The sequence below is a fragment of the Streptomyces sp. CA-106110 genome (assembly GCF_050936285.1).
Taxonomy (GTDB): Bacteria; Actinomycetota; Actinomycetes; order Streptomycetales; family Streptomycetaceae; genus Streptomyces.
This window is the reverse complement of the sequence record NZ_JBNJNB010000002.1, coordinates 1,028,451-1,051,953: the sequence shown is the minus strand read 5'-3', so window position 1 is coordinate 1,051,953 and position 23,503 is coordinate 1,028,451. Positions and strand designations below refer to the sequence as shown.

18 protein-coding genes and 4 pseudogenes are annotated in these 23,503 nt (G+C 69.4%); 9 read left to right on the top strand and 13 right to left on the bottom strand.

Features of this window, described 5'->3' with window-relative positions:
* Nucleotides 1-2: 2 nt before the first annotated feature.
* A complete protein-coding gene (locus ACQEXA_RS62375; protein ID WP_433135497.1) occupies nucleotides 3-389 on the bottom strand; it encodes a hypothetical protein in 387 nt (128 codons plus the stop codon).
* 38 nt (nucleotides 390-427) lie between these two features.
* Nucleotides 428-1,180 carry an SDR family NAD(P)-dependent oxidoreductase gene (locus ACQEXA_RS62370; protein ID WP_433135495.1) on the bottom strand — a complete coding sequence of 251 codons (753 nt, stop codon included), beginning with the start codon at nucleotides 1,178-1,180 and terminating at the stop codon, nucleotides 428-430.
* A gap of 451 nt (nucleotides 1,181-1,631) precedes the next feature.
* Here ACQEXA_RS62370 and ACQEXA_RS62365 point away from each other — a divergent pair, with 451 nt between their 5' ends.
* On the top strand, nucleotides 1,632-2,852 hold the full coding sequence (locus tag ACQEXA_RS62365) for an RNA-guided endonuclease InsQ/TnpB family protein (protein WP_433135492.1): 1,221 nt from the start codon (nucleotides 1,632-1,634) through the stop codon (nucleotides 2,850-2,852).
* A gap of 67 nt (nucleotides 2,853-2,919) precedes the next feature.
* On the opposite strand, the gene ACQEXA_RS62360 is transcribed toward ACQEXA_RS62365, so the two are convergent.
* The 4 genes from ACQEXA_RS62360 to ACQEXA_RS62345 all read right to left on the bottom strand — a co-directional run bounded on the left by ACQEXA_RS62360 (nucleotide 2,920) and on the right by ACQEXA_RS62345 (nucleotide 7,053).
* The gene (locus ACQEXA_RS62360) at nucleotides 2,920-4,320 is read right to left on the bottom strand and encodes an NAD(P)(+) transhydrogenase (Re/Si-specific) subunit beta (protein WP_432920136.1); all 1,401 of its coding nucleotides are present in this window, start codon (nucleotides 4,318-4,320) and stop codon (nucleotides 2,920-2,922) included.
* On the bottom strand, nucleotides 4,313-4,633 hold the full coding sequence (locus ACQEXA_RS62355; RefSeq protein ID WP_432920134.1) for an NAD(P) transhydrogenase subunit alpha: 321 nt from the start codon (nucleotides 4,631-4,633) through the stop codon (nucleotides 4,313-4,315). Before ACQEXA_RS62355 ends, ACQEXA_RS62360 begins: the two co-directional genes overlap by 8 nt.
* A 2-nt stretch (nucleotides 4,634-4,635) precedes the next feature.
* A complete protein-coding gene (locus ACQEXA_RS62350) occupies nucleotides 4,636-5,853 on the bottom strand; it encodes an NAD(P) transhydrogenase subunit alpha (RefSeq protein ID WP_433135489.1) in 1,218 nt (405 codons plus the stop codon).
* Between the two features lie 459 nt (nucleotides 5,854-6,312).
* A complete protein-coding gene (locus ACQEXA_RS62345; RefSeq protein ID WP_433135487.1) occupies nucleotides 6,313-7,053 on the bottom strand; it encodes an SDR family NAD(P)-dependent oxidoreductase in 741 nt (246 codons plus the stop codon).
* Nucleotides 7,054-7,353: 300 nt separating this feature from the next.
* Between ACQEXA_RS62345 and ACQEXA_RS62340 the strand changes: the two genes are divergently transcribed.
* Nucleotides 7,354-7,698 (top strand): ArsR/SmtB family transcription factor, encoded by a 345-nt coding sequence (locus tag ACQEXA_RS62340; RefSeq protein ID WP_432920128.1) that lies wholly within the window; start codon nucleotides 7,354-7,356, stop codon nucleotides 7,696-7,698.
* Between the two features lie 543 nt (nucleotides 7,699-8,241).
* On the opposite strand, the gene ACQEXA_RS62335 is transcribed toward ACQEXA_RS62340, so the two are convergent.
* Entirely contained in the window at nucleotides 8,242-8,772 is a 531-nt protein-coding gene (locus tag ACQEXA_RS62335) for a hypothetical protein (RefSeq protein WP_432920126.1), read from the bottom strand.
* Nucleotides 8,773-8,977: 205 nt separating this feature from the next.
* On the opposite strand from ACQEXA_RS62335, the gene ACQEXA_RS62330 reads away from it, so the two are divergent.
* Nucleotides 8,978-10,198, top strand: coding sequence for an RNA-guided endonuclease InsQ/TnpB family protein (locus tag ACQEXA_RS62330; protein WP_433135485.1), 1,221 nt, complete (start codon nucleotides 8,978-8,980; stop codon nucleotides 10,196-10,198).
* Nucleotides 10,199-10,617: 419 nt separating this feature from the next.
* On the opposite strand, the gene ACQEXA_RS62325 is transcribed toward ACQEXA_RS62330, so the two are convergent.
* Entirely contained in the window at nucleotides 10,618-11,382 is a 765-nt protein-coding gene (locus ACQEXA_RS62325) for an SDR family NAD(P)-dependent oxidoreductase (RefSeq protein WP_432920120.1), read from the bottom strand.
* A gap of 320 nt (nucleotides 11,383-11,702) precedes the next feature.
* Between ACQEXA_RS62325 and ACQEXA_RS62320 the strand changes: the two genes are divergently transcribed.
* Entirely contained in the window at nucleotides 11,703-12,599 is an 897-nt protein-coding gene (locus ACQEXA_RS62320; RefSeq protein WP_432920118.1) for a LysR substrate-binding domain-containing protein, read from the top strand.
* Between the two features lie 123 nt (nucleotides 12,600-12,722).
* Nucleotides 12,723-14,109, top strand: a pseudogene (locus tag ACQEXA_RS62315) (IS1380 family transposase).
* 181 nt (nucleotides 14,110-14,290) lie between these two features.
* Here ACQEXA_RS62315 and ACQEXA_RS62310 read toward each other — a convergent pair.
* Nucleotides 14,291-14,572 (bottom strand): annotated as a pseudogene (locus ACQEXA_RS62310) (hypothetical protein); the annotation flags it as partial.
* A 29-nt stretch (nucleotides 14,573-14,601) separates the two neighbouring features.
* On the opposite strand from ACQEXA_RS62310, the pseudogene ACQEXA_RS62305 reads away from it, so the two are divergent.
* Nucleotides 14,602-15,039 (top strand): annotated as a pseudogene (locus ACQEXA_RS62305) (DUF899 family protein); the annotation flags it as partial.
* 1 nt (nucleotide 15,040) lies between these two features.
* On the opposite strand, the pseudogene ACQEXA_RS62300 reads toward ACQEXA_RS62305, so the two are convergent.
* Nucleotides 15,041-15,248, bottom strand: a pseudogene (locus tag ACQEXA_RS62300) (transposase); the annotation flags it as partial.
* A gap of 546 nt (nucleotides 15,249-15,794) precedes the next feature.
* Here ACQEXA_RS62300 and ACQEXA_RS62295 point away from each other — a divergent pair.
* Complete coding sequence (locus tag ACQEXA_RS62295) at nucleotides 15,795-16,748, top strand: serine hydrolase (protein ID WP_432920116.1); 954 nt, start codon at nucleotides 15,795-15,797, stop codon at nucleotides 16,746-16,748.
* A 74-nt stretch (nucleotides 16,749-16,822) separates the two neighbouring features.
* Here ACQEXA_RS62295 and menC read toward each other — a convergent pair whose 3' ends face one another.
* Genes menC through ACQEXA_RS62280 form a run of 3 tightly spaced genes read right to left on the bottom strand, consistent with a single transcriptional unit; the run spans nucleotide 16,823 to nucleotide 20,531 of the window.
* On the bottom strand, nucleotides 16,823-17,941 hold the full coding sequence (gene menC, locus ACQEXA_RS62290) for an o-succinylbenzoate synthase (RefSeq protein ID WP_433135483.1): 1,119 nt from the start codon (nucleotides 17,939-17,941) through the stop codon (nucleotides 16,823-16,825).
* The gene (locus tag ACQEXA_RS62285; RefSeq protein ID WP_433135480.1) at nucleotides 17,938-18,828 is read right to left on the bottom strand and encodes a GNAT family N-acetyltransferase; all 891 of its coding nucleotides are present in this window, start codon (nucleotides 18,826-18,828) and stop codon (nucleotides 17,938-17,940) included. The genes menC and ACQEXA_RS62285 overlap by 4 nt, the downstream gene beginning before the upstream one ends.
* Before the next feature lie 47 nt (nucleotides 18,829-18,875).
* On the bottom strand, nucleotides 18,876-20,531 hold the full coding sequence (locus tag ACQEXA_RS62280) for a PucR family transcriptional regulator (RefSeq protein ID WP_433135477.1): 1,656 nt from the start codon (nucleotides 20,529-20,531) through the stop codon (nucleotides 18,876-18,878).
* A 163-nt stretch (nucleotides 20,532-20,694) separates the two neighbouring features.
* On the opposite strand from ACQEXA_RS62280, the gene ACQEXA_RS62275 reads away from it, so the two are divergent.
* Both ACQEXA_RS62275 and ACQEXA_RS62270 read left to right on the top strand, forming a co-directional pair.
* Nucleotides 20,695-22,293 carry an N-acyl-D-amino-acid deacylase family protein gene (locus ACQEXA_RS62275; protein WP_433135474.1) on the top strand — a complete coding sequence of 533 codons (1,599 nt, stop codon included), beginning with the start codon at nucleotides 20,695-20,697 and terminating at the stop codon, nucleotides 22,291-22,293.
* Nucleotides 22,290-23,414 carry a M20 family metallopeptidase gene (locus tag ACQEXA_RS62270; RefSeq protein WP_433135472.1) on the top strand — a complete coding sequence of 375 codons (1,125 nt, stop codon included), beginning with the start codon at nucleotides 22,290-22,292 and terminating at the stop codon, nucleotides 23,412-23,414. Before ACQEXA_RS62275 ends, ACQEXA_RS62270 begins: the two co-directional genes overlap by 4 nt.
* The last annotated feature ends 89 nt before the right edge of the window (nucleotides 23,415-23,503 follow it).

Here is a 23,503-nt window from a genome sequence, read left to right as displayed (position 1 = left end):
AGTCATCCCGTGTTGGGATGCCACCCGATCAGTCCCCGCGTAGGGATGCCGCCGCTGGATGCGGCGTTTCCTGCGCGGGCGGCTGCTCCGACGTGGTCCTTGTGCCGCTGATTCGCGGGTCGGGTCTCATTCGGGGTAGGCCGGAACCGGTCGGGGGTGTTTCGTCGAGCAGAGGCCCGCCGGCCGGGGACACCCGGCACGTGGGCTGCCGCGTGGGTGCGGCCCCTGCTGGGGCGGGCACCGCGCTGCGGTTGCCTCGACAGGGCTTCTTGCAGCCCTTGCGCGAACAAGATCTGTGTGTTGCGGGCCTGGACGGTGTCCAGGCCCGCGGTGCTGGGGTCGTCAAGGTCGGTGAGCCGGACGTGCGCGCCGAGTGCAGCGGAGACCATGTCGCGGTCGCCCCGCTGGCCCTACCGGTTACCGGATATCAGACGGCTGTGCGACCGCCGTCCACGGGCAGCACCACGCCCTGGACGAAACTCGCCGCGTCGCTGACCAGGTAGGCAATCGCCTCGGCGATCTCCTTGGCGGAGGCGGTTCGTCCGGCAGGCGCCTGGGCGGCGATGGCGTCGAGGCCATCGCCCATGCCGGCCGAGCCCTCCGTGCGGGTCGGGCCGGGCTCAACGGCGTTGACTCGCACCCCACGCGGGCCGAACTCGGCGGCCCACGCCTTGGTGAGCAGGTTCAGCGCGGCCTTGCTCGACCCGTACAACGCCATGCCAGGGACGCCGTACTCGGCGACCATGGTACTGACGTTCACGATCGCTCCCCGCCCATGTTCGGCCATCGCCGGGGCCAGGGCCGCCACCAGGTGGAACGGCGCCTTCACGTTGAGGGCGTAGACGGCGTCCATGTCACTGTCCGGCGTCTGATCCGTCGGACCGAACGGGAAGGCGCCCGCGTTGTTGACCAGGATGTCCACATGGCCGCCGCCCAGGTCGCCGGCTTCCCGCGCCAGTTGCCGCACCGACTCTGCCTTGCCCAGATCGGCTGTGAGGAAGTCGGCCTTGCCTCCCCGGTCACGGATGGCGGCGACGACCGCCTCACCGCGGGAGCGGTCACGCCCCGCGACCAGCACATGTGCGCCGCGCTCCGCAAGCAGCGCTGCGGTGGCGGCGCCGATGCCGCTGGTCGCTCCGGTCACCAGGGCCACGCGTCCGGCCAGATCAAAAGAGCCCATGAGTTCGTCCTTCGTATCGGAAATGAGAGCGCAATCGGGGCGCGGCTGTGCCGCTTCCGTTGCCCCGTCACCTCGTTCGTCAGCTGACGTGATCGAGAACTCATGTCCATTTCCTGGGATTCCGTCTCGGTTATTGGCAATTGCGATGGCCGCCATAAGCTCCAGGGCGTTTAAGCCCGTGCCCGGCTCCGGCGTCCCCCGTGGGTGCAGCGGCACCGCCCGAGGTGGTGGCTTGCAGCCGGATCCTCGGGCGGTGCCGCCTGCCCCGTCACCGGGTTCCTCCGAGGATGCCCCGGCCTTCAGGCCGGGGAGGAATCGGACTCCTGCGGAGCAGGACAGGAAATAGGGGTTTCGCCTCCAGGGCGAAAGACCGTCCACCCGCGACGAGGTGAGCGAGCCCGTGGCGATCAAGAGGTCTCAACTGTCAGTCCTCCCATATAGGTTCGGATGCATGACGACAGACGCGACCACGGAGGGGGCCGGGCATGCCCGGTACTCCTTCCGTGTGCGCCTGTCGGCTACCGCGCGGCGCGCACTTGAAGCGGAGTGGGACCGCTGCCGGTGGCTCTGGAATGAATGCGTGGCCAAGTCCAAGCAGGTCCACCGGCAGAGCAAGGAGTCCGGCGAGAAGCTGACGTGTGGTCCGGCGCAGTTGGACAGGATGCTGACTGAGGCCCGCGGGGTGATGCCGTGGCTGGCCGAGGGTGCCTTGGTGCCGCAGCAGCAGGTGATTCGGGACTTCGCCAAGTCGCGGGCGAAGGCGTTGAAGGACATCAAGGACCGGCTTCCGGTGCACCGCCGGGCGGGGATGCCCCGCTTCAAGCGGAAGCGGGAGGCCAGGCCGAGCCTGAACTACACGCGGCGCGGTTTCCGTCTGAAGGACGGTCGTCTGCACCTTGCGGGCCAGATCGTGCTGAGCGTGGTGTGGTCGCGGGCTCTTCCGGCCGACCCGTCGAGTGTGCGCGTGTACCAGGACACGCTCGGGCACTGGTATGTGTCCTTCGTCGCCCCCGCGCAGAGCGAACCGCTTGCCCTCACGGGGCGGGTGCTCGGGGTGGACTGGGGTGTGAAGGAGACGGCCACCACCACGGATGGCGCCTACGATCTCCCGCATGCCGAGCACGGCAAGCGGGCCGCGCAGGGGCTCGCCCGCTATCAGCGGATGATGGCCCGGTGCCGGCGTCCGAAGGGCCGGCCCGCATCCACGGGCTACCGGAAGGCGCAGGCACAGGCCGCGAAGCTGCACAAGAAGGTCGCGCGGCAGCGGGAGGACACCGGTCGCAAGTGGGCCAAGTCCGTGATGCGCGGTCATGACGGGGTGGCGGTGGAGGACTTCCGCCCGAAGTTCCTCGCGAAGACCACGATGGCCCGCAAGGCGGCCGATGCCGCCATCGCCGCCACCAAACGCGCTCTGGTCGAGATGGGGCGCAAGCACGCACGGGACGTCCGTCTCGTGCACCCGGCGCACACCACGATGGACTGCGCAACGTGCGGGGCGAGAACCAAGCACGCACTCCCTCTCTCGATGAGAACCTATGCCTGCACCGTGTGCGGAGCCGTCTCGCCCAGGGACAAGAACTCCGCCCGCGTGATGCTGGTCCGGGCAGGTTGGAACCCGGACGGTGCCGAGGGCGTAAGACCTCCTGGTCCGCTGGACCAAGAGGCGGCCTGAGCCGTGAATCCCACGCAGCCCTGGAGGGTGGAGAATCCCCTCCCTTCAGGGAGGGGAGCCTTCAATGTCAGATCTTTTGGGTACTGACGCTCTCCAGCTCGCGGACGAGGTTGGAGGCGACGTCCTTGGCGTCTCCGAAGAGCATGAGGGTCTTGTCGAGGTAGTACAACTCGTTGTCGACGCCGGCGAAGCCGGCACTCATTCCCCGTTTGATGACCATGACGGTGCGGGCCGAGGCCACGTCGAGGACGGGCATGCCGTAGATCGGGCTGTCCTCACGGGTGCGGGCGGCTGGGTTGGTGACGTCGTTGGCGCCGACGACCAGGGCGACGTCGGCCTGGGCGAAGTCGCTGTTGATGTCGTCCATGCCCAGGATGCGGTCGTAGGGGACGTCAGCCTCGGCGAGGAGGACGTTCATGTGCCCGGGCATGCGCCCGGCGACGGGGTGGATGGCGTATCGGACCCGTGCTCCGCCGCGCTCCAGGATCTCGGCGACTTCTTTGATGCGGTGCTGGGCCTGAGCGACGGCGAGACCGTAGCCGGGGACGACGATGACGTCCCTGGCCGCTTCCAGGATCATGGCGGCCTCGTCAGGGCCGGCGCTGCGCACGGGACGGTCCTGCGCGTCGCCTGTCGTGGCGGATGTGGTGGTGTCGGCCTGCCCGAACGCGCCGAACAGCACGTTGCGGAAGGACCGGTTCATGGCGCGGCTCATCATGATGGACAGCAGGAAGCCGGAGGCGCCGTCGAGTGCGCCGGCGATGATGAGGGCCTTGTTGTCGAGGACAAGCCCCATGGCCGCGCCGGAGAGTCCGGCGTAGGAGTTCAGCAGCGAGATGACGGTGGGCATGTCGGCCCCGCCGATGGGCACCACGAGCAGAATTCCGAACAGCACGGATGCGGCGATCAGAACGGGGAACCGTGCATCGGTCGATGGGGCGATCACTATCCAGAGGGCAGCGAGGACTGCTGCGGAGAACAGGATCAGGTTCAAAAGCTGCTGGCCGGGAAAGACCGTCGGGCGACCCGGGAGGATTCCCTTCAGCTTGCCGAACGCCATCAGGCTGCCGGTGAAGGTCACGAATCCCAGCAGGACTTCACACATCAGCGCGGCCGCGATGAAGGTGCTCAGCGACGCGGCGTGCTCGTAGTACTCGGCGGTGCCGACGAGTCCGGCCGCCAGCGCGCCGAAGGCGTGGGAGAGGGCGATACGTTCGGGCATGGCAGTCATCGGCATGTACTTGGCCATGGCGCCGCCGATCACGGAGCCGACCACGACGGCCAGCAGGATCCACCGGAAGTCGACGATTTCCTTCTGGATCAGCGTGCCGACGACGGCCGCCGCCATGCCGATCACCGTGAGCACCAGGCCCCGGCGGGCGCTTCGGGGGTGCGTGATACCGCGCAGTCCGAGGATGAAGAGGGTGCCGGAGGCGAGGTACAGCAGGGGGATGACGATGTCACGCATCGGCCTTGGCCTTTCGTGCGGCGTGGGCCGGCCTGCTGGGCCGGAACATGCGCAGCATGCGGTTGGTGATCAGGAAGCCGCCGACGACGTTGATGCTGGATGCGGTGACTGCGACGGTGCCGAGTGTGGTGATAAGCGGGCCGCGGTGGGAGCCGGCCAGCAGCAGGCTGCCGACCAGGGAGATGCCGGCGATGGCGTTGGTGAGGGCCATCAGCGGGGTGTGCAGGAGAGCGGGAACGCGCCGGATGACTTCCAGACCGACCACGGATCCCAGGACCAGGACATACAGGCCGGTTTCAATAGCTGTGGGCATGATCAGTTTCTTTCTGCCGTGACGGCGTGTCCAACCGCCAAGGCGTCGGGGGTGTCCAAGCCGAGTAGGGTGCGCAACCGGGCGTGGACGACTTGACCGTCCCTGGTCAGGAGGGTGTCGCGGATGATCGGATCGTCCGCGGTGAGCTGCGGGCCGTCATCGCCGAGCAGGTGGCGGGTGAAGTTGGCGATGTTGCGTGCGTACAGGCGGCTCGCGTGGGCTGCGGCGCCGGCCGGCAGGTTGGTGGGTGCGGTGATCGACACGCCCAAGAGTTCGATCGTCTCGTCGGGTACGGACAGGGCGCAGTTGCCGCCCTGCGCGGCCGCGGCGTCGACGATGACGGATCCGGGGCGCATCGCGCGCACCATGTCCTCGGTGATGAGGACCGGTGCCGGTTTCCCGGGGACCTGCGCGGTGGCGATGACGATGTCGGCGGCGGCGACCTCGTTGCCGAGAACCTCGCGCTGTCGGGCGTAGAACTCCTCCTGCTGGGCCTGCGCGTAGCCGCCGCTCCCTTCGGCCGAGGAGGTGTCGAGGGGCAGGTTGACGAAGATGCCTCCGACGCTTTCGACCTGCTCGCGTGCCGCGGCGCGGATGTCGTAGGCGTGGACGACGGCTCCCAGCCTTCGTGCGGTGGCGATGGACTGCAGCCCGGCGACCCCCGCGCCGAGGACGAGGACGCGTGCCGGGGCGATGCTGCCGGCGGCGGTGGTCATCATCGGCAGCATCTTGTCGACCCGCTCGGCCGCGATCAGGGCGGCGCGGTAGCCTGCGACAGCGGACTGCGAGGACAGCACGTCCATGGCCTGGGCACGGGTGATGCGCGGCAGCAGGTCCAGGGAGAACGTCGCGACACCGTGTTCGGCCAGGCGGCGGACGGGATCGGGGTGGCTGAGCGGGTTGGCGAGCCCGACCAATACGGCCGAACGCCGCGTCAGCTTCAAATCCTGCGCCAGGTCCGAGTCTGATGCGTGACTGCCGGCTCCCGTGAGGTGCACCTGCAGCACGATGTCGGCGCTGAAGGCTTCGGCGCGGGCGCCGGGCAGGGCGCCGGCGGCGAGGTACTCGCTGTCGGGGTGGCCCGCCCGGTCGCCGGCGCCGTGCTCGACGACGATCTGGTGGCCTTCCTCGGTCAAAGAGCGGACTTCGTTGGGGGTGAGGGCGACCCGGGTCTCTCCTGGGACGACTTCTCGTGGGACGCCGATGTGCATCTGCGTCATTCCTTTCACGCTGCCGGCGTCGAGTCGGCGCATGGCTGATGGTGCGGGTGCTCGCCGGGGCCTGCAGTAGGGGCACGACGGTGAGCGAGGGGAAGGCCTGGTGGGCCCGCTAGGGCCAAGCCACAGGCTCACCAGTTGGGTTAGCGAACCGTAGTGAACCTGTGGCAGAGTGCTACGCGCACGCCCGGCGCCCAGGCGACGTCGGGCACCCTCCTCGGTCGGGTCTTGCGGCCCGGTCGACCAGCGTCCGCAGGGACGTGCCACGCGGGCCGGCGGCTCCTGTCGTTCAGTACCAGGGCACGAAGGCGATGGGCTCCCAAGGCTGAGCAACGCGCAGGCTCGCTAAGCCAATCAGAGACGCTGGGGGTGATGGGGGAGTGGACGATGGCGGGCGCCGGGTAGCCGCAGCGGACCGCCCGAGCCGGCGGTCCGCTGCGTGATGCGTGCGGCCGAGGCCGGTCACACACCCAGGGCCATGAAGCCGCCGTCCACCGGGAGCGTGACGCCGGTGACGTAGCTGGCGCGCGGCGAGGCGAGGAAGACAATGGCTTCGGCGATCTCACGCGCCGACGCGAGACGGGCCAGTGGCACCCCGGCTCCCAGTGCGTCGAAGTCGTCCTCACCGATCATGTCGACGACGTTGTCGGTCCTCGTGTGGCCGGGCGCCACCGCGTTGAACCGCACTCCGCGCCCGCCGAACTCGACCGCCCAGGTACGCGTGAAGGAATCCACGGCGGCCTTCGAAGCGCCGTAGACGGCCGTGCCTCCCACACCGCTCAGGCCGGCGATCGTGGTGACGTTGACGACGCTTCCGCCGCCCTTGGCGGCCATCTTGGCCACCAGCGCCTGAGTGAGGAAGAACGTGCCGCGCACGTTGGTGTCGAGTAGGGCGTTGAACGTGTCCAGGCCCTGCTCCAGGGTGGGGGCGAACGGATAGGCGCCGGCATTGTTCACCAGGACGTCCGCATCCCCGGCCTCCTCGGCAAGGCGGCGCACCGAATCCAGGTCGCTGAGGTCGGCGGCGACAAACGCCGCCTTGCCGCCGGCGGACTCGATCGCGGCGACCGTCTCCGCGCCCTTGGCGGCGTTGCGGCCGGAGACAATGACGAACGCTCCCTGCTCGGCCAGCAGCAGTGCGGCCTCGCGGCCGATACCGGATGTGCTGCCGGTCACCAGAGCGGTCTGATTCTCGAACTGCATAGGAAATACCCTTCGGCGGAGTACCGATGTCCCCGCACTTTCTAGGTACGAAAACTGCCGTACCCACTGTCGGTCGTTTCCCTCGCTCAAGCAATATGCCTTCCGGTCCCGCAAGGATCGATGATTACCCTCCTGAGCTGGGAATTTCCCCCGCCGGTCCATGCTTCTACTGGCGGCCATAAGCAAATCCGCAGGATACGACTCCCCGGGATGCGTCTGGCGCCGGAGTCTGGAGCTCTGACCATTCCTGAAAGTCGCCCTCTTCCAGTACGCTGAAAGTCATATGCGGAAGGGAGCAGCATGCCCGACATCGAAGGCCATCCCGCGATTCACGAGATGGACATTGGTTCCATATTCGCCGCGTTGGCAGATCCCCACCGCCGCACCGTAATCGAGCAGTTGTGCGCCGAGGAGGATCACGTGGAACGCACCTGCGCCTCGTTCGGCCTGAGGGTGTCGAAGTCAACCCTGACCCACCATTTCCGCATCCTGCGCGAGGCCGGACTGATCAGGCAGATCGATTACGGCAACAGCCGCAAGGTGATGCTCCGCCGTCGTGAGCTGGAGCATCGTTTCCCCGGCCTGCTCCCTCTGGTCCGCGCGCAGACAGCCGACCAGGCCCCGACCACGGCACCGCGTCGGTGACCGACTGCGCCGAAACCTGACCAGCACACCTCGGTCGTGGACACGCAGGGGCGCGCCCTTGGGCACCTCCAACAGCTCATCGCACGCGAGCGTCTCTGACCGGCTCGGCGAGCCTGAGCGTTGCTCAGCCTGGGGAGCCGATCGCCTTCGTGCCCTGGTACTGAACGACAGGAGCCGCCGGCCCGCGTGGCACGTCCCTGCGGACGCTGGTCGACCGGGCCGCAAGATTCGACCGAGGAGGGTGCGGGCGTCGCCCGGGCGCCGGGCGTGCGCGTAGCACCCTGCCACAGATTCACTACGCATCGCTCATCCACCTGGTGAGCCTGCCCTGCAGGCGATGCCCAAAGTGATCAGCAGGCACGTAGTCAGGGCCTGAGTGCGGCCTTGTGGGCGGGAGTGCTGCCCCTGCCACGCCGGAGCCAGGCATCGCCTTGGGGTGACGCACCCCGACGGGACTGGAGCGCAAAAGAACCGACGGTTCTCGCCGGGGCGGGTAACAGCCGTCCGCGTACGGGTCGGTCGACTCGCCGACCCGCGGTCTCCTCAGCCGTCCGCCGGCCCCCCGGCAGACCGCGCGGGCCCGAGTGCCGACAGCGCCTGACCCAGCCGCCGGACGTCTTTGGCGACCAGTGCCATCCGCATCCGTTCGTGTGCTGCGGCCAGGGTCGGCTCCAGCGTGAGCCAGGCGGACAGAAGAGAGGCCAGTTGCGCCTCGGCGGCCTGGACAGCCACGGCGAGATCGGCATTCCACACATCAAGGGCCGGCCAGTCGCCCAGGCGGCGAATCAGGGCGTCGTGCTGTTCGACGACACTCGCCCAGCTCTGCCGGTTCCACGCCCTCCCAGCAGGGGCGGCGGACCAAGAGGACTCCCCCAAAAGGGTGCACAGCCAGGAGACCTGCGTCCGGTAATGGCCCCACGCTGCTTGCAGGGGCCAGGTGCCCTGCACCCGCTCTTGCACCGGGCCGGCGCAGGGATCGGTCAGAGCAAGGCCGCCCTCGGACGTTTGAGCCGCAGGCCGCGGGCAGGTGTCGTCCATCGCGGCACAGGGCGAGGTATCCGATCGGAAGTCCATGGCAACTTCTTCTGTCCAGGTATCACCGGGTTCCTCCGAGGATGCCCCGGCCTTCAGGCGGGGGAGGAATCGGTCTCCTGCGGAGCAGGACAGGAAATAGGGGTTTCGCCTCCAGGGCGAAAGACCGTCCACCCGCGACGAGGTGAGCGAGCCTGTGGCGATCAAGAGGTCTCAACTGTCAGTCCTCCCATATAGGTTCGGATGCATGACGACAGACGCGACCACGGAGGGGGCCGGGCATGCCCGGTACTCCTTCCGTGTGCGCCTGTCGGCTACCGCGCGGCGCGCACTTGAAGCGGAGTGGGACCGCTGCCGGTGGCTCTGGAACGAGTGCGTGGCCAAGTCGAAGCAGGTCCACCAGCGAGCCAAGGAGTCCGGCGAGAAGCTGACGTGTGGTCCGGCCCAGCTCGACAGGATGCTGACTGAGGCGCGTCGGGTGATGCCGTGGCTGGCCGAGGGTGCCTCGGTGCCGCAGCAGCAGGTGATTCGGGACTTCGCCAGGTCGAGGGCGAAGGCGCTGAAGGACGTCAAGGACGGGCTTCCGGTGCACCGCCGGGCGGGGATGCCCCGCTTCAAGCGGAAGCGGGAGGCCAGGCCGAGCCTGAACTACACCCGGCGCGGCTTCCGTCTGAAGGACGGTCGTCTGCACCTTGCGGGCCAGATCGTGGTGAGCGTGGTGTGGTCGCGGGCTCTTCCGGCCGAGCCGTCGAGTGTGCGCGTGTACCAGGACACGCTTGGGCACTGGTATGTGTCCTTCGTCGCCCCCGCGCGGAGCGAACCGCTTGCCCTCACGGGGCGGGTGCTCGGGGTGGACTGGGGTGTGAAGGAGACCGCTACCACCACGGATGGCGCCTACGATCTCCCGCATGCCGAGCACGGCAAGCGGGCCGCGCAGGGGCTCGCCCGCTATCAGCGGATGATGGCCCGGTGCCGGCGTCCGAAGGGCCGGCCCGCATCCAAGGGCTACCGGAAGGCGCAGGCACAGGCCGCGAAGCTGCACAGGAAGGTCGCGGGGCAGCGTGAGGACACCGGCCGCAAGTGGGCCAAGTCCGTGATGCGTGATCATGACGGGGTGGCGGTGGAGGACTTCCGCCCGAAGTTCCTCGCGAAAACCACGATGGCCCGCAAGGCGGCCGATGCCGCCATCGCCGCCACCAAACGCGCTCTGGTCGAGATGGGGCGCAAGCACGCACGGGACGTCCGTCTGGTGCACCCGGCGCACACCACGATGGACTGCGCGCAGTGCGGAGCGAGAACCAAGCACGCACTCCCTCTCTCGATGAGAACCTATGCCTGCACCGTGTGCGGAGCCGTCTCGCCCAGGGACAAGAACTCCGCCCGTGTGATGCTGGTCCGGGCAGGTTGGAACCCGGACGGTGCCGAGGGCGTAAGACCTCCTGGTCCGCTGGACCAAGAGGCGGCCTGAGCCGTGAATCCCCACGCAGCCCTGGAGGGTGAAGAATCCCCTCCCTTCAGGGAGGGGAGCCTTCAATGCTGTGACTGTGCGGAGTGCGGCGGAACGGCGGGGAATGCCTGCGCCGTGCCGATCAGGCCGCAGGCCTGATCGGCACGGGAGGCACTGTCTCCTTCGGCTGCCCCGCTGACACGCGCCTTTGACGCCGTGCAAGGGCCGCATTCTGCGCCACAGCCCCCACGTCACCCGTCCATCCCGTTCTCCTCGCCCCGGCAAGGCTGCCGCCGGGCGGACCCGGAGGGGAACGGATGTGGAGACGCGGCAGTCGGGCACGGCGCCGACAGCCCTGCGGAGTGTCCATGACAGGGATGCCAAAGCCCCAAGGGAGTTGTGCCTCGGGGCTGGCGATCGCCGCTGCCGTCGGACCCTGGTCAGTTCACGCTCTGGCCGCCGTCGACCATCACGGACTGACCGGTGACAAACGAGGCCCGGTCCGACAGCAGGAACAACACCACCTGCGCGACCTCCTCCGCCTCACCGATACGACCGAGCGGGATCTTCTCACCATGCGGGTGGTACTCCGAACCGTCGTCGTTCTTGGTGATCCCGCCCTCCGTCAGCGGAGTGCGGATGATCGTCGGGTTGACGGTGTTGACACGGATCGAGTCGGGGCCGAGCTCGACCGCCGCTGCGCGGGCCAGTGCCGCGACACCGCCCTTGGTTGCGCTGTAGATGGAGATGCCGTGCGTGCCCAGCTCCGCGAACACCGACCCGTTGAAGACGATGGCCCCACCGTGGCTCTGCCGCTTCATCTGAGCCGCCTCGGCCTGAAGGTAGAAGAACGAGCCCTTCAAATTCCCGTCCACCAAGTGATGCCACGCGGCCTCATCCAGCTCCGTGATCGGACCGACGGCGGCGGTGCCGGCGTTGTTGAAGGCCACGTCAAGCCGGCCGAAACGACCTACCACCTGTTCCACAACGTCAGCTGCGCCACTGATGTCAGTGGCGTCGGCCTTGATGAACAGGGCTTCACCACCGTTCTTCGTGATCTCGTCGGCTACCTCCTCTCCGGCGACCTCACGCCGGCCGGTGAAGGCCACCTTTGCGCCCTCCTGCGCAAACAAGACGGCGGCGACACGGCCGATTCCGGAAGTTCCACCGGTGATCAGTGCGACCTTCCCGTCCAGCAGACCCATCGTTGCTCCTTGCGACATTTTCCTATTGATGGCGGCGGAATACCGTCCTCGGTACCCGGCCGTACTGCCACCTGGCGGCGGCAAGGTCCATAGCTACACAGTGGCCACCGTCATTCCGGCCCGGCCATTACAGAAATCGCTGGCCGCTATCGCAGGACTTCCTGACATCCGCCGTCACCTCGGATCATGCTGGCCTGCAGATAATCGCCGCGGACTCCTCCGGTCCGCGGCGTCCGCTATAAGATTTCATGAAAGCAGCGATCAGTGCGATTTATGCCGGGCGGGTGACCTGCTGGAATGCCATGTGCTGATATGGGTAGATGGAACTGCGGGAACTTCGAGCCTTCGTTGCTGTCGTCGAAGAGCACGGCATGTCTGCCGCGGCACGCCGACTGCACGTGAGCCAGTCGGCGCTGTCCCAGACTGTGAGCAGTCTGGAGCGGCAATTGGGATTGAAACTGCTGATCCGTACCAACACCGGCGTACGTCCGACGCAGGAGGGTGGGGCCCTCTTGGCCGAGGCCCGTGCCCTGATTGCTCGGCACGATCAAGCGTTGCGGACGATGGCCGGCTTTACGAGCCCGGGCTGCGGGCTGCTGCGGGTCGGCATTCCCCTTGAACTCCCGTCCGATCTGCTCGGTCCAGCGATGGAACAGGTGGCAGCCGCATGCCCTGACACCCGGGTTCAGGCCCGCCACCTGTCATCGGCAGCTCAACTGGAGGCACTTCGCGCCGACGAGTTGGACATTGGCCTGCTCAGGGAACGCCCTGCGGACCCCGACCTCGATGCCATGCTGGTCGTCAGGGAACAGCTGGGAGTGTTGTTGGCTGCGAGTGTGGCCGCGGAGCTGGCCGACGACGAGGGGGTGCGTCTGGAGACCCTCCATGGCTTGGAGTGGGTGAGCTTTCCCCGCTCCGGAAGCCCTACATGGTACGGCGAGGTCACCTCGGTGCTGCACAGCTTCGGCCTCGACCTCGGTCCGGAGCCGCCGGAAGACCAGGAGTTGATCGCGGAGGTCAAACTGGCCGCCGTCACCACGGAGAAGGCCTTCGCCCTCGCCCCGCCCAACTGGTCCCAGCCACTCCCGGAGAACGTCGTCTGGAAGCCATTGCATGGACATCCCTTGGTGCGCCGCACCTGGGCTGCTTGGCCTAGCCACTCCCGGCGCCGTGACCTGGCCAGCTTCATCGCCGGACTCCCCACTCCGGATGCCTGACCCCGGATCCACCGGCTTGATGCCTGTGGACGGTTTCTCGGGGAACGAAGAAGTGCCTTGTGACCTGCGATGATGGGGTTTCTCTAGGACCACATCAGGCACGATCAGCAAGGCACTTCCGAGATGCAATCTTCCCATGCCGCGGCGGCGGTCTCATCCGCGTTCGACGACCCGAACCTGATCGCGTACGGCGGCCTGGAGCCGGTGGTGCGGTTGGCCGAGCGGTGCGGTCTGCCCGCACTGGTCGGGGAGTACATCCGTCTGCCGGCCTCGAAGGACGGCACCGGTGCCTTCCCCGCGGCGAAGGTGATGTCGCTGGTGGGTGGCATGGTCGCGGGCGCCGACAGCATCGACGACATGCACCGGGTGCGGCACGGCGCGATGGGCCGCCTGTTCTCCGGTGCGCGGGCCCCGTCCACGCTGGGGTCGTTCCTGCGTTCCTTCACCCACGGGCATGTGAAGCAACTGCACGCTGTGGCCCGCCGGTTCCTTCCCGAACTGGCCCGTCACGCCCCGCTGCTGCCCGGCGCGGACCAGGTCGCCTACGTGGACATCGATGACACCATCCGCCGCACCTACGGCTACGCCAAGCAGGGCGCCGGTTACGGATACAGCAAGGTCAAGGGCCTGAACGCGCTGCTCGGCATCGTCTCCACACCCCTGGCCGCCCCGGTCATCGCCGCCACCAGGCTACGCAAGGGACCCTCGAACTCCGCGCGCGGAGCGGCGGCGTTCGTCGCCGAGACCATCCACACCGCCCGCGCCTGCGGCGCCAGCGGCCTGCTGGTGATGCGCGCGGACTCGGCGTTCTACGGCGCCGATGTCGTCAACTCCTGCCGGGCGCTGGGCGCGCGGTTCTCCATCACCGTGCGGATGAACGCTTCCGTCAAGACCGCCATCGCCCGCATCGATGAGGACGCCTGGACGCCGATCAAGTACCCCGAGGCGGTCTGGGACGAGGAGGGCCAGTGCTGGATCTCCGACGCCGAGATAGCCGAGACCACCTACACCGCCTTCACTTCCAAGCCGAAGAAGCAGCAGGTCACCGCCCGTCTGATCGTGCGCCGCGTCAAACGCCTGAGCGCAAGCCGTCCCCGCCGGACAGGGCACGCTGTTTGACACCTGGCGCTACCACGCCGCGTTCACCGACTCCCCGCTCTCCGTGAACGATGCCGAGCGTGACCATCGACGGCACGCTGTCGTCGAGCAGGTGATCGCGGATGTCAAGAACAGCGCCTTCGCCCACGCGCCCTCCGGGCATTTCCAGGCCAATGCCGCCTGGCTCGCCCTGGCAGCCCTGGCACACAACCTGGCCCGCGCCGCCGGCGCACTGGCCGGCACGTTCCATGCCAGAGCGACCACCGCCACCATCCGGGACCACCTGATCAACGTGCCCGCCCGCCTGGCCCGCTCGGCCCGCCGCCTCACCCTGCACCTGCCCGCACGCTGGCCCTGGAGCACCAACTTCACCCAGCTCTTCAACATCGTGCACGCGCCACCAGCCCCCTGACACTCCCTGACCGACCTGCCCGAAAGAGCCCGAGACCTGCGGAAAAGTGGAAGAGCTGGACAGACCAGCGGCCACCTCACGCCCGAATCCGCAACTCAACCCCGACACGGCCTGCACGACCCCGAAACGATCACACCGAAATCAAGCCGGTGGATCCGGGCTGACCGTTCCTGAACAGTGATCAAAAGTGACCATGAAGATCAATCTGGCACTGCACACATCCCGAACGGTCTTGGATGGGCTGGTCCACCGCGTTCCTTCCGCGTTCAGCACGCACGGATCGTGTCCGTGGTCCGGGTACGCGGGGGCGGCTTCCCTCACACCCCCGGTCACTGGGTCGGGCCTGGGCGGTCCGATGCCCGCTGGCATCGCTCTGGTGCCGGCGGGGCGGTGCCGTCCGCCGCCTGATCCGGTGGCCGAGGGTGCGCCTGCCGATCGCCACGGCTGCCGCCTGGTGGCGGGTGGCGGGGGACACTCGACCTCGAACAGCTCATCACCCCCCGCGCGTCGGCGAGGCCCGACCGCTCCTTCACGACCCGTCGGCGCGCGGGACCCGCGTGTGGGCAACTGTACGCGGTCGGCGTCGTGACGCTGCCGCCGCATGCGCCTGTCGGACCCGACGGCCCGGTCCTGTTCCCGGACCTGTTCCAGGGCCGCGACGAGCTCGTGGTCTACAAGCACATGTGGCACGACGGCGCGCCGCACCAGGGGCAGTGCGAGGGCTGCACCACCACGGCCTGGCATCTGAAGGACGCCGTCTACCTCAACGCCCTTGGCGTCTCGTTCGCCGTCCTGACCACGGGCCGCCCGGACGAGGTGGCCTCCTACGTCGAGTTCATGGGCTACACCCAGCCCTGGTACTCGGTGCGCGACGTGGAGATGCCGGTCGGCCGCAGCATGGGATACCTCACCTGCTTCCTGCGCGACGGCGGGTGGGATCGAGCGACATGATGGTCATGTAGAGGCACCTCAGGGGCGGCCTGCTCATGGGGAAAGTGACCGCGGGCCTTGAGGGCGCGCCGGATCCGGGCGTCGACCGACCCAGACGCGTTGGTGGTGCAGCCGATCCGGCGGATGTCAGCGTCGAACCGCAGGAACGCAGTGAACTCCTCCCACGCGTTTTCCCACAGTTGCACGATCGGGGCGCTCTGGCTGGTGCCCACGTCGCCTCCGGCGTTGGCCGCGAGCCGCAGGAACGGCTTCGCGGTCTCGTGCGGTCGGGTGACACGCTCGAAGTCCTCGCGGATCAGCCGCGGTGACGGCGCAGCGGTGGACGCTGGTGGCCGGCGGCGGTGTTGACTTTGCCTGGCCGTAGCAGCCCAGCCAGGGCTTGGCCGGTGGTGCCCGCGGGCCGGCCTGCGCCGGCCCCCCGTGGCTCGTCACGCAGTGGCATCGACACGGCCTTTCGGGGCGGGCCCTGTTGACCGTGCACACCCCAGTCCGCGCGCACGGCGCGATCGGCGCCGCCTCCACCCCTGCCTGCCCCGGGTGGATGTCTGTGGCGTTTTGGGCCGGCCCACCGCATCGCACCTGCCGGCCTTGTCGCCGCCGACGAAGACGCGGCCCTGCCTGGGTGCCCATGCTGCTCCCGCGCCCTGCTCCTGCGCCCTGCTTCCGCGTGTTTTCGGTAGGGGTGGGTGGGGGTGCTGGGGAGTGAACTCGACATCCTGGAAGGGGTCAGGGCTATGGAGGAGAGCAGGGCGAGGGTCGGCGGCCCGCCCGGCGGCCGCGTCGGGGCGGGGGTCGAAGCGGAGCTGGTGCGGCGCAGGGTTGCGGAGGCGTTCGCGGCGGCTGGATCGGGTGGTTTCGTCCATGCCGTGGACATCGACAGCGGGGTGCAGTTCGAGTACGGCGCGGATGAGGGGGTGCTGTTGGCCAGTGTCTGCAAAATCCCGGTGTTGGTCGAGCTGTATGCCCGCTCCGACGAGGGCACGGTCGACTTGAGCGGCCGTGTGCATGTGCCAGAGGGCGGCCGGTCGCCGGGGCCGACCGGGTTGTCGGTCATGCTCGACCCGATCGACGTCTCCTTGCGCGATCTGGCCTACTGGATGATGAGCGTGAGCGACAACGCGGCGACGGACATCCTGTGCGACCTGCTGGGTATCGACGCCATCAACGCCAGGATGAGCAGCCTGGGGTTGAAGGAGGTCCGGCTGGAGGGGACGTGCCGGGACATCTACGCCGCGTTCGACGAAGAACTCGGCGGCGCCGACGTCCTGGACCTCAGTGATACGCAAGCCGAGCGGCTGCGCGCCTCCCGTGTGCTGCACATCCCCTCGGCCACTCGCGGGACACCCCGCTCGATCACCGCCCTCCTTTCGATGATCTGGCAGGACCAGGCGGCGTCGGCCACGTCGTGCGCGGCGATGCGCCGCATCCTGGGACTGCAGGTGTGGCCGCACCGGCTGCGCAGCGGTTTCCCGGACGACGCGGTGGCCGTTGCGGGCAAGACCGGGACGCTGCCGTTCGTCCGTAACGAGGTCGGCGTGGTGGAGTACCCGGACGGCGGCCGGTACGCCGTCGCCGTCTTCACCTGCCCCGATTCGCTGGCGTATGTGAACCCTCCGGCTGACGCCGTCATCGGCACCGTGGCCCGCACGGCCGTCGACTACATCCGGGCGGCGCAGCCGACGAGCTGACGTGGCGGTGCTGGGCCCGATGCCCGGTGCGGCCGCACGCCGGCCCGTGCCCAGCACCGCCGGCATTCCGGGTTTTAGCGCAGGGACTGAAGGTTTATGTAGTGGCGCCAGAGGGTGACTTCCTCCAGCGCGTCGGGTTGGACCTCGATGCCGAATCCGGGTGCGTCGGGCACCTGCAGGTGCCCGTCGGACAGGACGAAGGGCGCGGTGATGTCCTTGGCGTAGTAGCGTGCCGACGCCGAGGTGTCGCCCGGCAGGACGAAGCCGGGAAGCGCGGCGAGTGCCACGTTGGCGGCCCTGCCGATTCCTGTCTCGAGCATGCCGCCGCACCACACGGGGGCGCCCATGGCGGTGCAGACGTCGTGGATGCGCCGGGCCTCCAGGTAGCCGCCGACGCGACCGGGTTTGATGTTGATGATCGAGCAGGCCCCGATGGCCAGTGCGTCGGCCGCGGCGCGGGCCGAGGTGATCGACTCGTCCAGGCACAGGGGTGTGCGGATGCGCTGGGCCAGTTCGGCGTGGCCGCGCACGTCGTCCTCGGCCAGTGGCTGCTCGATCAGCAGCAGGCCGAACGGGTCCAGTTGGGCGAGGGTGGGTGCGTCGGCGAGGGTGTATGCGGTGTTGGCGTCGACTTGGAGCAGCAGGTCCTCGCCGAAGCGTTCCCGTACGGCGCGGACGGGTTCCACGTCCCAGCCGGGTTGGATCTTCAGTTTGATGCGCTGGTATCCGGCGTCCAGGTAGCCGGCCACCGCGTCGAGCAGCCGGTCGGTGGAGTCCATGATTCCGACCGAGACACCGGCGGGGACCGTGTCGTTGACGGCGCCCAGGTAGCGGGCGAAGGGCATGTGGGCGGCCTGTAGTTCGGCGTCGAGCACGGCCATCTCCACGGCCGCCTTCGCCATGCGGTGGTCCTTGACGGGGGCGAGCAGCGGGGCGACCTGGGCGGCGCTCACCTCGGCGACCGCGGCGAGGCGGGGCAGCAGGAAGTGCTCGACGACGTGTGCGGCGCCGTCGCTGTATTCGGCCGAGTACAGCGGGTCGCTCATCGCCACGCATTCGCCCCAGCCTTCCGCGTCGGGGGTGAGCATGCGCAGCAGCAGCAGTTCGCGGGCGTGCTGGGTGCCGAACGAGGTGCGAAACGGTTCGACGAGCGGCAGCCGTAGGCGCCGCAGTTCGCATCCGGTGATCTTCACGACGGGTTCCTCCGGGTGAGTAGGTAGTGCCCGGACCGGGTGCAGGTCCGGATGGCGTAGCCGGCGGCGAGGGCGCCGGTCAGGGCGGTGCGCAGCGCGAGGCGCCAGTGCGCGGCACCGGCGGGGTCTGTGCGGCGTAGGGCTTCGATGTCTGGGGGGATCCAGCACAGTTGGGCGTGTGCGTTGGTGGGGTGCGGTTCGGGGCTGCCGTTCGGGCCCTGGACCAGCCGGGGCTCGGCGTGGGCGGCGGCATCCGGCTGTGCGGGGCGGCGGCTGGGCATGGCGTCGAGCAGATCGATGACGTGGGGGGCCAGCAGCGGCCAGGTGAGGTGGAGCCGGTCGCTGTGCTGGCCTTGGTTGATCCCGTCACTCATGTCGCCGTAGAAGTCGGTGAGGTATTCGGTGGCGCGGGCACCGAGTTTGACCAGGTTGAAATAGGCGTTGCGTCGTATGAGCGGGTCGAAGGTCCAGGTGATGTTCTCGATCCCGCGGCCCAGCGCCCAGGCGCGCTGGTGGAGTTTGAGCGCGAAGCCGATGCTGCGGCCCTGCGCGGATGCGCGGACGCCGCTGATATGGGAGTGCAGCATCGGCCCCTGGCGCAGACCGAGGAAGGCAACGGAGGCGCCGAGCAGTTCCTCGCCGTCGAAGGCGCCCACCACGTAGTTGCCGGCGTGGGCCAGGGCCCGCATGACGTCGGAGTTGAGCGGGGGCCGGTCGGTGTTCCAGATGTTGGCGAACAGCCGGGCCGCGCTTGTCAGAGCAGGGATGTCGGTGAGTTCACGGACATCGACTGCGGCACGGGCCTGGGCCACCGCCGCGGCGGTGGCCGCCCGGTCCAGCGCGTCGGGTGCGGCGCCCGTGAGGGCGGCCGAGGGTGAAGTAGCCACCCTCTTACTGTGTTTGCATCCGCCCACATGTGCTTCGTCGCAGCGGATCAATCCTGGTCGGGGACTTGGTGGGGGCCGACGACGGGCAGGCTTTGGCCGGTGGCCGGCGCTGCTCGTGCCTTCGAGAGCAGCAGTCGCAACTGCAGCCAGAGCACGAGGCGTTCGTCCGCGTCCTGCAGGTTGACGCCGAACAGTTCCCCGACTCGGCGGATGCGGTAGCGGAAGGTGTTCTGGTGGACGTGCAGGCGGTCGGCTGCGACGGTGGTGTCACCGAAGGCGTCGAGGTAGGCCAGGAGGGTCTCGGCGTACCGGGTCCCCCTCTCGGCGTCGTGGCGCAGCATGGCGGTGACCGAGGCGAGCTGGATCCGCGGGTCGTTGACGATGCTCTCTTCGAGTTCCAGCAGGATCGCCTGGCAGCGCACGTCCTGGATGGATGCGACGTGGGCGCGGTGTGGTTGGGCGGCGAGCACCGCCAGGACCCGGTCCGCCTCCTGACGCGAGCGCGGTACGTCTGCGAAGTCGGCCACCGCGGATCCGATGCCGGCCCGCAGCCGGGTGTGCAGCGACTCCTCGGCGCGGGTGATGACGGTCTCGGCCAGGGATGCCACCCGTGCTGGTGGCACGTCCTCGGCAAGGGGGAGCAGGGCGTAGACGACCTGTCCCTCGACCACACAGGAGGCGGAAGAGGTCAGCGTCTCCGCGTAGGCGGTCACCAGGTCGGCGACCTGCAGCCCGAGGACGCCGGCCGGGGTGGCGGAGGAGGCGGGCAGTTCGAGGGCGAGCACGGTCATCCGGCCGCAGTCGATGCCGAATCTGGCCGCGGAGAAGGTCTTGCCGGCGAGCAGGGAGCGCAGCAGTTCGCCGCGGGCCCGGCGTTCCAGCTCGGTGGCGCGGCGCAGCCTGAGCAGGTGGAGCGCGGCCACGCCGGCGGCGTCGGCCAGCGCCTGCTCCGCTTGGGCACCCAGCGGGGTGCCGGACTCCACCGCCCAGATGGAGCCCAAAAGTTCGCTGCCGGCCCGGACCGTCACCGCCAGGCGGGGCAGCGGCGAGGCGTCGCCGATCCGGATGACACCGGGGGCGCGCCACAGCCGCCGGTAGATCCGCAGGTAGTGGTCGTCCAGGGGGACCTGCCGGCCGAGGATGGTGTCGCGGCGCGCGTCGTCGATCGGCTGGCCGGGCAGGTTGGAGTAGGCCAGGACCCGCTGCTGGGGGTCCTCGACGGTGATGGCGCCGCCCACCATCGCCGCCACCGCGTTGGCCAGGGCGAACAGGTCGCCGACCGCGGCGGCCGAGGGAAGTCCGGGCGCGTCCGGCCCGCGGTTGCCCGCGGCGGCGGCCAGCAGCGCATCCACATGCCGCCAGGGAATGACGTCGGCGACGGCGAGCACCGCGACGCCTGCGGCGGTGGCGGCCCCCACCAGCGGCCCGGTGTCCGCCCCGCGGGTCTTGAGGGCGATCGCCGCGGCGCCTGCCCGGCCCAGCGCGGGCAGGGCCTCCAGGAGGGCCGCGGCGTCCGGGCGCATCCCGACGGCCAGCAGGATCGCCCCTTCGTGGGCCGGCCCCTCCTCCTCGGTGACGTCCAGGACACTGTGCCCGGTCACCGGGTTGTCACATCCCGCCGGCGCGGCAAGCAGGCGGGCGGCGGATGGCCCGAGCAGGTCGAGTATCCGCGCGAGGGAGGGATGCGCGTAATGGGTCGTCACGGTCCGTCCTTCCAACACCGCTTACGGTCGCACGCCGCACCCGGCGCGGATATGTGCCAGGCCACATGGTCGCCCCACCCAATTGGTCGCGGAAGACGAGGTGAGGGCGGCTGCCTTTGGCGAGACTGCCGTGCGCAGGCAACCACAGTTGAGGAGACGTGGCGTGTACGAGCTGAAGTTGTTCGGCGGCATCGTCTACGACGGCCTGGGCTCCCCGGGGGTGCGGGCGGACGTCGCCATCACGGGTGACCGGGTGAGGGCGGTCGGCCGCGATCTGGGGCCCGCCCGGCGGGAGATCGATGTTGCGGGGATGGCGGTGACGCCGGGGTTCATCGACCCGCACAGCCACTCGGACATGGTGCCGATGATGTCCGATCCGCAGCCTTTCAAGCTGCTCCAGGGGGTGACCACCGAGATCGCCGGCAACTGCGGCTACTCCGCCGCCCCGATGGACGAGGCGGCCGCCAAGGAGGCCCAGGCGCTGTTCGGCGACCTCGCGGCCGGCGCCGCGTACACGGCGCGCTCCTTTGGCACGTATCTCGACGACATCGAGGCCGCCGGTCCCACGAACCACCTGGCCGTGATGGTCGGGCACCACACGCTGCGGCTGACCGCCAACGGCATGCGCCGCACGCTGGCCCCCAAGGCGCTGGCAGCGATGTGCACGCTGGCAGGCGAGGCGTTCGCCGCGGGGGCCGTCGGCTTCTCCAGCGGTCTGATCTACACCCCGGGGGCGTATGCCGACGTCGAGGAACTGGTGGCACTGGGCATGGTCGCCCACCGGTGGCAACGCCCGTACGCGACCCATATGCGCGACGAGAGCGACGCCCTGGAGGCCGCCCTGGACGAGGCGATCGAGATCGGCCGGCGGGCACGCATCCCGGTGCAGATCTCCCATTGCAAGGCGGCCGGCCGGCCCAACCACGGCAAGTCCTCGATGCTGCTGGGAAAGCTGCACGCGGCGCGGGTGGCCGGCGTGGACGTCCGCGGCGACGTGTACCCCTACCTCGCCGGGGGCACCATGCTCCACGCGCTGCTGCCTCCCCAGGCGCTTGTCGGGGGCGCCAAGGCGCTGCTGGCCCGGATGGCGGATGCGGCCGAGCGTTGCCGGCTGCGGGCCAGGGCCGAGGATCCGGCGCAGGCGATGGCGGCGGGGCTGTGGCGGCAGGTGACGCCCGCCGACGTGCTGATCAACCGTCACCGGGACACCGCCGTCGTCGGCCGGACCCTCAAGGACGTCAGCGGCGAGGGCGACGCGTGGGAGGTGTTGTGTGCCCTGATCACAGCCGACGTGAACGCGATGATCGTGCCGACCATGATGGCCGAGTCGGATATGCGGGCGATGATGGCCGATCCGCTCATCGGTATCGGTTCGGACAACGGCATGCCCACCGGGCTGGATCATCCGCGCACCTGGGGCTGCTTCCCCCACTTCCTCGGCCGCTACGTGCGCGAAGAGCACGTGGTGGACTGGCCGGAGGCGGTCCGTAAGGCGACCTCCGCCAGCGCCGCCCAGTTCGGCCTCGCCGCACGGGGCTGGGTGGGGCCCGGCGCGATCGCCGACCTGTGCGTCATCGATGTGGAGAAGGTCGGCCATGACGGCACCTACACGGTGCCCGACGTCAAACCGACGGGCATCTTGTTCGTGGTGCTGGCCGGGGATGTCGTGGTGGACTGGGGGGAGTTCACCGGTGAGCGGCGAGGCCGGGTGCTGCGTGCGGGCCATGCCGAGCGAGCCGCCCGGGCGGCGGTGGAGGGGTGAAGCACGCCTTGCTGCTCGCCGCGGCCGCCGACGAGGCGCCGCGGATGCGGGCCGAGCTGGCCGCCCTGGTGGAGCAGGAGTCCTTCTCCCAGGACCTGCCGGCCCTGCACGCGTGTGCGGACCTGGTCGCCGAACTCGGCGCGCAGGCCCTGAAAAGCACGCCCAGGCGGCTGGAGCTGGGGGGCCGGCCTCATCTGCTGTGGCCGGGTTCGGGGACCGGCGACGTGCTGCTGCTCGGCCACTTCGACACGGTGTGGCCGACCGGCACGCTCGCCGGGTGGCCGTTCACGGTGGACGGTGACCTGGCGAGCGGCCCCGGTGTCTTCGACATGAAGGCCGGCATCGTGCAGATGTTCGCCGCCCTGCGGCTGCTGCCGTCGGCCCAGGGCGTCGCCGTCCTGCTCACCAGCGACGAGGAGATCGGCTCCCCGTCCTCACGGGAGCTGATCGAGGACACCGCCCGCGGCTGCCGGGCCGTGCTCGTGCCGGAACCGAGCGCAGCCGGGGCGCTGAAGACCGCACGCAAGGGCATCGGTGCCTACCGGCTTCACGTCCGCGGACGGGCGGCGCACGCGGGGCTGGAGCCGGAGGAGGGCATCAACGCGACCGTGGAAGTCGCCCACCAGGTGCTGCGCATCGCCGCACTGGGCAACGTGAGGGTAGGCACCAGCGTGACCCCGACCGTGCTGTCGGGCGGCTCCTCCATGAACACCGTTCCCGAGCAGGCCTTGGTGCAGGTGGACGTGCGGGCATGGACGGCAACCGAGCTGGAGAGGGTGGACGCCGCCCTGCGCACGCTTCAGCCCGTGGCCGCCGGCGCCGGCCTTCAACTGCACGGGGGCGTCAACCGGTACGCGCTGGAGGCCTCCCAATCGGCGGACCTGTTCGCCGCGGCCGCCCAGGAGGCCCAGGCACTGGGGCTGGCCCCGCTGCGCCGCGCGGCGGTCGGCGGCGGCTCGGACGGCAACCTCACCGCCGGGCTCGGGGTGCCCACCCTGGACGGGCTGGGCGCGGTCGGGGATCATGCACACGCCCCGGGCGAGTACGCCGACGTGTCCGCGATGCCGCAGCGGGCGGCGCTCATGACGGCGCTCATCAAACGGCTGCTCGGCACCGGCTGAGGCACTGCACCACCCGGGCCCGGCGGCCGCAGAGGGCCGGTGCACCTGGCCCAAACCCCCCGGACTTTGGCCCTTGTGCCGGCGCACCC